The following is a 5965-nucleotide window of genomic DNA, read 5'->3' as shown; positions in this document are numbered from 1 at the left end:
CACTTCGTCTTGAAAGACATGCTGAGAATACCAAGAAGGTTGTAGAGTTCCTTTCTAATCACCCTCTTGTAGAGAAGGTTAACCATCCATCTCTTCCTGATCATCCTGATCATGAGCTTTATAACAAGTACTTCCCAAATGGTGGCGCTTCAATCTTCACCTTCAATATTAAGGGTGGACAGAAGGAAGCATATGCATTCATCGATGGACTTAAGATCTTCTCACTACTTGCAAACGTTGCAGATGTTAAGAGCCTTGTCATCCATCCTTATGACACAACACATGCAGAGATGACACCTGAGCAGCTTGAGGCGGCTGGTATCTACCAGAACACAATCCGTCTCTCAATAGGAACAGAGCACATCGATGATATTCTCTGGGATCTCGAGCAGGGCTTCAAGGCAGTAGCAGAGAGTAGCCCCGAGCTCGTAGAAAAAGCAGTATAAGGTTAGTGTACTATCTAAGAGGTTTTCTTTATGGTTTAGGATATTAAGTGTTACTCCTCGGTAATTCAATTACCGAGGAGTTTGTTATGTGCATATTATGTGTTGACAGCATAATATATTTGTTCTATAAATACCTAGTGAAGTAGTAGGAAATAAATAGTTAGAGGATTACAATGATATATCTTGATCATGCGGCGACGACCCGTCCGGAACCATCTGTAGTAGAAGAGATGATATCTTTTTTGTCAGATAATTATATGAACCCTTCATCTTTCTATCAGCCTGCAGTAAGGACCAGAATGCAGGTTGAGAAGGCAAGAAGGACTATAGCAGAGTTTATAAATGCGCCTTACGAGAGCATAGTATTTACAAGTGGCGGAACGGAGTCTGATAACTGGGCAATACGAATGGGAGCGGGGATCCTTAAAAACAAAGGAAAGCACATAATTACAACTAAGATTGAGCACCCTGCCGTCCTTAATACAGTTCGCTTTATGGAGGAACAGGGATATGAAGTTACATATCTTGATGTTGATAAGACAGGCCTTATAGATATTGAAAATCTGAAAAGCGCTATCAGGAAGGATACAGCACTAATATCCATAATGCATGCCAATAATGAGCTTGGTACGATACAGCCTATAAAAGAGATAGGGGCTATAGCACATGAGCATGATATCCTCTTTCATACAGATGCAGTACAGACTTTCGGCCATATAGACATAGATGTAAATGACTACTGTATAGACTTTCTTAGTGCCAGTGCACATAAGCTGTACGGCCCTAAGGGAATTGGTTTATTATATATACGTAACAAAAATGAATTCTCTAAGCTTTTATTTGGAGGAAGCCAGGAACTTGGCCTTCGCCCCGGGACTGAGAATGTTGCAGATATCATGGGATTTTGCAAGGCTGTTACAATTGCAAAAGACAAGATGGAAGATGATGCGATCAGGATAAATAGTCTTAGAGATGAACTTAAGTCAGGTATACTTAATATCGTTAAAGGGGCTGTTATTAATGAAAATGACAGGTGTCACCTTCCGGGAACTTTAAATGTAACTTTTCCGGATGTTAGCGCCGAAACAATTCTTATAAGACTTGATATGAACGGAATCTGTGCTTCAGCAGGAAGTGCCTGCAGCGCAGGAGCAATAGAGCCTTCTCACGTACTTATGGCGATCGGTAAGAGCGAAGATGAAGCAAGAAGGACGATCAGATTCAGCCTTGGAAGAGAGAATACAAGGGACGATATAGTTAAGACTTTGAAGGTGCTTGAAGATTTTTATAGATAAGGATTATATATGAAAGAAAAAGTTGTAGTAGGAATGTCAGGAGGCGTAGATTCTTCAGTTTGCGCTTATCTGTTAAAAGAACAGGGATATGAAGTGATCGGAGCTACCATGCAGATATGGCAGTCTGATGAGTGCAAGGTGGAAAAAGAAGGAAGCTGCTGCGGAATCTCTGCTGTTGAAGATGCAAGGAGGGTTGCAGAGTGCCTTGATATTCCATATTATGTGATGAATTTCAGGCAGGAGTTCAGACGCGATGTAATAGACCGCTTCACAGGCTCATATCTGAAGGGGCTTACACCAAACCCTTGTATAGCCTGCAACAGATATGTTAAGTGGGGAGCGTTTCTTGACAGGTGCAGAGAAATTGGTGCAAGCTACATGGCTACAGGGCACTATGCAAGAGTAGAGCAGCTTCCAAATGGAAGATATTCTGTCAAAAAATCTGTAACCGCTGAGAAAGATCAGACCTATGTCTTGTATAACCTTACTCAGGATGAGCTATCTCATACGCTTATGCCAGTCGGAGAATATACAAAACCTCAGATAAGAGAGTTTGCAGAAAAGCTTGATCTTCCCGTTGCACATAAGAAGGATAGTCAGGATATATGCTTTATAGAAGATGGAGACTACGCACGCTTTATTAAAGAAGAAACCGGAAGTCTTGGTAAAAGCGGAGTATTTAAGACAACAGATGGTGAGATTGTAGGAAAGCATAAAGGAACAGTCCAGTATACTATAGGCCAGCGCAAAGGACTTGGCGTAGCACTTGGACATCCTGTATATGTAACAGGAATTGATGTCGAGTCAGGAGATGTAATACTTGGTTCTAATGACGACCTCTTTAGTGACGAGGTATATGCAACTGATATAAACCACATGGGAGAAGAGCACTTTGATGAGAATAAGACCTATACTGCCAAGGTAAGATACTCCCAGACATCTGTACCATGTCATATCAAATATATAGATGACAATACTATAAGAATAGATTTTGAAAGTAAAGTACGCGCCGCAACTCCAGGTCAGGCAGCAGTAATATACGACGGAGATTTTATTGCAGGCGGCGGCATGATAATACGAAGATAAGCTCTTGCGTATAATCATCTTGAAAAAAACATATAAATCCCCTTTGAATGTTATATATCATTGATTTTCTGGTTAAGATCAATAATATATGACGTTTGAAGGGGATTTTTGATTTTTGATTAAAATTAATGTTTTTTGCATATTTATACTTCACAGCATGTTAAAATTGTGATATAGTTTCATTTGCATAAAAATAAAATAAATAGGAATAAATATACATGAAGAAAAAAATATTTTCTATATTGGCAATTATAATGATGCTTGCTACAGCTGGCTGTAGCTCAGATAACAACAGCAAAACCATAGCTTCGATTGATGATCTTCCGGGTGCATCAATAGGTGTTCAGCTTGGTACAACAGGCGATATCTATGCAAGTGATTATGAAGCTCCCGAATACGGTTCAACTGTTGAAAGATTTAATAAAATTACAGACGCCGTTCAGGCTCTTAAGCAGGGTAAGATCGACTGTGTTATAGCAGATGAGCAGCCTGCCATAGCTTCGATAGAGACAGAGAGCGGTCTTTACATTCTTGATGAGCCATTTACTCTTGAAGAGTATGCAATGGTTGTAGCCAAGGACAATGATACGCTTCTTGATAGTATTAATGAAGCGCTTTCAGAGCTTAAAGAAGATGGCACTATAGATAGCATAGTATCAAATTATATTGGAGATGATACTAAAGGTCAGAGTCCATATGTAACTCCTGAAGGAACCACTTATGAGAATGGTACCCTGGTTGTAGCAACAAATGCTGCATTTAAGCCATATGAATATTATGACGGAAGTGACATCGTTGGTATCGATATTGATATTATCCGCGCAATAGGCGATAAGCTTCACATGGATATTGTCATAGAAGATATGGAGTTTGATGCTATCATAAATGCAGTAAGCTCACATAAGGCAGATGTTGGTATTGCAGGAATGACTATGACAGAAGAGAGGGCGAAGTCCATTAACTTCTCTGAGTCCTATGTAACAACCAAACAGGTAATAATAGTAAAGGGTGATAATACATCTGCATCTGACCTTAGTCTTGTAGAGAAGATCAAACAGAATTTTATAGATAATGACAGATGGGTATACATTCTTTCTGGTCTTAAGAATACACTGATCATAGCTTTGTGTGCAGTAATCCTTGGAGTACTTATAGGATTCCTTGTAGGAGTTATAAGAGTTACTCATGATAAAACAGGCCTGTTACCTATCCTTAATGCAATATGCAAATTATATCTTACTATCATCCGCGGAACGCCAGCGATGATCCAGCTCCTTATTATTTACTATGTAGTATTCCAGTCTGTAAATGTATCCAAGATACTTGTTGCAGTAATTGCATTTGCAATTAACTCAGGAGCCTATGTTGCCGAGATCATGAGAGGCGGAATAATGTCTATAGATGATGGACAGACAGAAGCCGGACGAAGCCTTGGACTTAGCTATCGCCAGACCATGATCAGCATCATCCTTCCTCAGGCAGTCAAGAATGTACTCCCTGCACTTGCAAACGAGTTCATAACTCTTATCAAGGAGACATCTATCTGCGGTTACATCGGCCTTACGGACCTTACAAGAGGCGGAGATATCATCAGAAGCCAGACTTATGAAGCTTTCCTTCCTCTTATAGCAGTTGCTCTTATCTATCTTATTATTGTTGAGATACTTACAGTACTTGTAGGAAGATGGGAAAAGAGCCTTCGTAAATCAGAAAGATGAGATTAAATGCATATCTGCTTTAGTTTCAAAGTCATTATGATAAGGCTTTTAGCAAAATAAAAACGACCATGTATATTAGAAATAGAGGTAATAATCTTGAGTGGAAATGTAAATGATCAGGTTTTAATAGATGTACAAAATCTATATAAGTCTTTTGACAATAATAGCGTTCTTGAAAACGTGAATATACAGATCAAAAAGGGAGAAGTTGTAGCTGTAATAGGTCCTTCAGGCTGTGGTAAATCTACATTTATAAGAACCCTTAACCAGCTTGAGAAGGTTACTAAAGGTAATATATATCTTGATGGAGAAGATATTACATCTAAATCTGTAAACATCAATGACATCAGAAGAAGAGTAGGAATGGTATTTCAGCACTTTAACCTCTTTCCACATCTGACCATAGAACAGAACCTTACTCTTGCACCCTTAAAGCTCTCCATAATGTCCAAAAAAGATGCAGAAAAGAAAGCTCATGATCTCTTAAACAGAGTAGGTCTTTATGACAAAAAAAATGCATACCCTGACAGCCTCTCAGGCGGCCAGAAGCAAAGAATTGCAATAGCAAGATCCCTTATGATGAATCCTGAAGTAATGCTCTTTGATGAGCCAACCTCAGCGCTTGACCCTGAAATGGTAGGAGAAGTTCTCTCCCTCATGAAGGAACTCGCAGATGATGGAATGACCATGGTAGTAGTAACCCATGAGATGAGATTTGCACGCGAAGTCGCCGACCGAGTAGTATTCTTCGCCGACAAGGGCATCAAAGAAGAAGGAACCCCTAAGCAGATCTTCGAATCCCCCAAAAGCGACAGGCTAAAGGACTTCCTATCCAGGGTGCTATAACTATCGCTCCAGCCTGCCCCCGCCGCCGCTAATTGGTCAGCTTCTTACTTCTTACGCCGAAATGAGGACACTGGGGATTTTTCCTATATGCCGCGCGCCACATGTTTGAGATCCTGTGCTTAGGGCCTGGCCACATACCGCAATCGGAGGAACTAACATTTTCCTGTATTTTCTAAATGCCATGCTGTATGGAAGCAAAGCCTATGGCATTAAGAAAATACTAGAAAAATATTAAATCCCTCCGATTGCGGTATGTGGCCAGGCCCTTAGCACAGGAGCGAGTTTGGCAGCGCGGCATATGTTTTTGGAAAAATCCCCAGTGTCCGATTGTTTTGAGGCGTGAAGTAAGAAGCTGACCAATTAGCGGCGGCGGGGCAGAAGTGGATGCATTTATGCTTCGAGGAACGTAAGGACGAAGGCTTTGGTGTAGGATTTGTAGGGCTGCTTTAGGGTGATGTCGTAGCCGTGCATGTCCATGACCTGCTTGGCTACGGAGAGACCAAGGCCGCTTCCGGTATTTTGAGAGCGGGAGTCGTCACCTTTTACGAAGGGCTCGAAAAGCTCTTTTTCACTT

At 40.7% G+C, this 5965-nt stretch carries 6 protein-coding genes; 5 read left to right on the top strand and 1 reads right to left on the bottom strand.

The window, feature by feature from the left end; genetic code table 11:
- The 5 genes from K6G87_RS16780 to K6G87_RS16760 all read left to right on the top strand — a co-directional run.
- The coding region (locus tag K6G87_RS16780) for a PLP-dependent transferase (RefSeq protein ID WP_296839802.1) at positions 1-446 on the top strand (446 nt) is incomplete at its 5' end.
- 173 nt (positions 447-619) lie between these two features.
- The gene (locus tag K6G87_RS16775; protein ID WP_296839801.1) at positions 620-1741 is read left to right on the top strand and encodes a cysteine desulfurase family protein; all 1122 of its coding nucleotides are present in this window, start codon (positions 620-622) and stop codon (positions 1739-1741) included.
- A 9-nt stretch (positions 1742-1750) separates the two neighbouring features.
- Entirely contained in the window at positions 1751-2827 is a 1077-nt protein-coding gene (gene mnmA, locus K6G87_RS16770; protein ID WP_296839800.1) for a tRNA 2-thiouridine(34) synthase MnmA, read from the top strand.
- A gap of 218 nt (positions 2828-3045) precedes the next feature.
- Positions 3046-4545, top strand: coding sequence for an ABC transporter substrate-binding protein/permease (locus tag K6G87_RS16765; RefSeq protein ID WP_296839799.1), 1500 nt, complete (start codon positions 3046-3048; stop codon positions 4543-4545).
- A gap of 96 nt (positions 4546-4641) precedes the next feature.
- Complete coding sequence (locus K6G87_RS16760; protein WP_296839797.1) at positions 4642-5391, top strand: amino acid ABC transporter ATP-binding protein; 750 nt, start codon at positions 4642-4644, stop codon at positions 5389-5391.
- 390 nt (positions 5392-5781) lie between these two features.
- Here K6G87_RS16760 and K6G87_RS16755 read toward each other — a convergent pair.
- Positions 5782-5965, bottom strand: a 184-nt coding sequence (locus K6G87_RS16755; protein WP_296839796.1) for an ATP-binding protein, incomplete at its 5' end; no start/stop codon positions are given.

The sequence above is a fragment of the Butyrivibrio sp. genome (assembly GCF_024699075.1).
Note: the sequence above shows the minus strand (reverse complement) of the source record. Positions and strands in the feature narration are given on the sequence as shown.

What these genes read in the sequence shown, in the direction of transcription:
- K6G87_RS16775 (WP_296839801.1), top strand. Translation starts at nt 620, where the DNA reads ATGATATATCTTGATCATGCGGCGACGACCCGTCCGGAACCATCTGTA.
- mnmA (WP_296839800.1), top strand. Translation starts at nt 1,751, where the DNA reads ATGAAAGAAAAAGTTGTAGTAGGAATGTCAGGAGGCGTAGATTCTTCA.
- K6G87_RS16765 (WP_296839799.1), top strand. Translation starts at nt 3,046, where the DNA reads ATGAAGAAAAAAATATTTTCTATATTGGCAATTATAATGATGCTTGCT.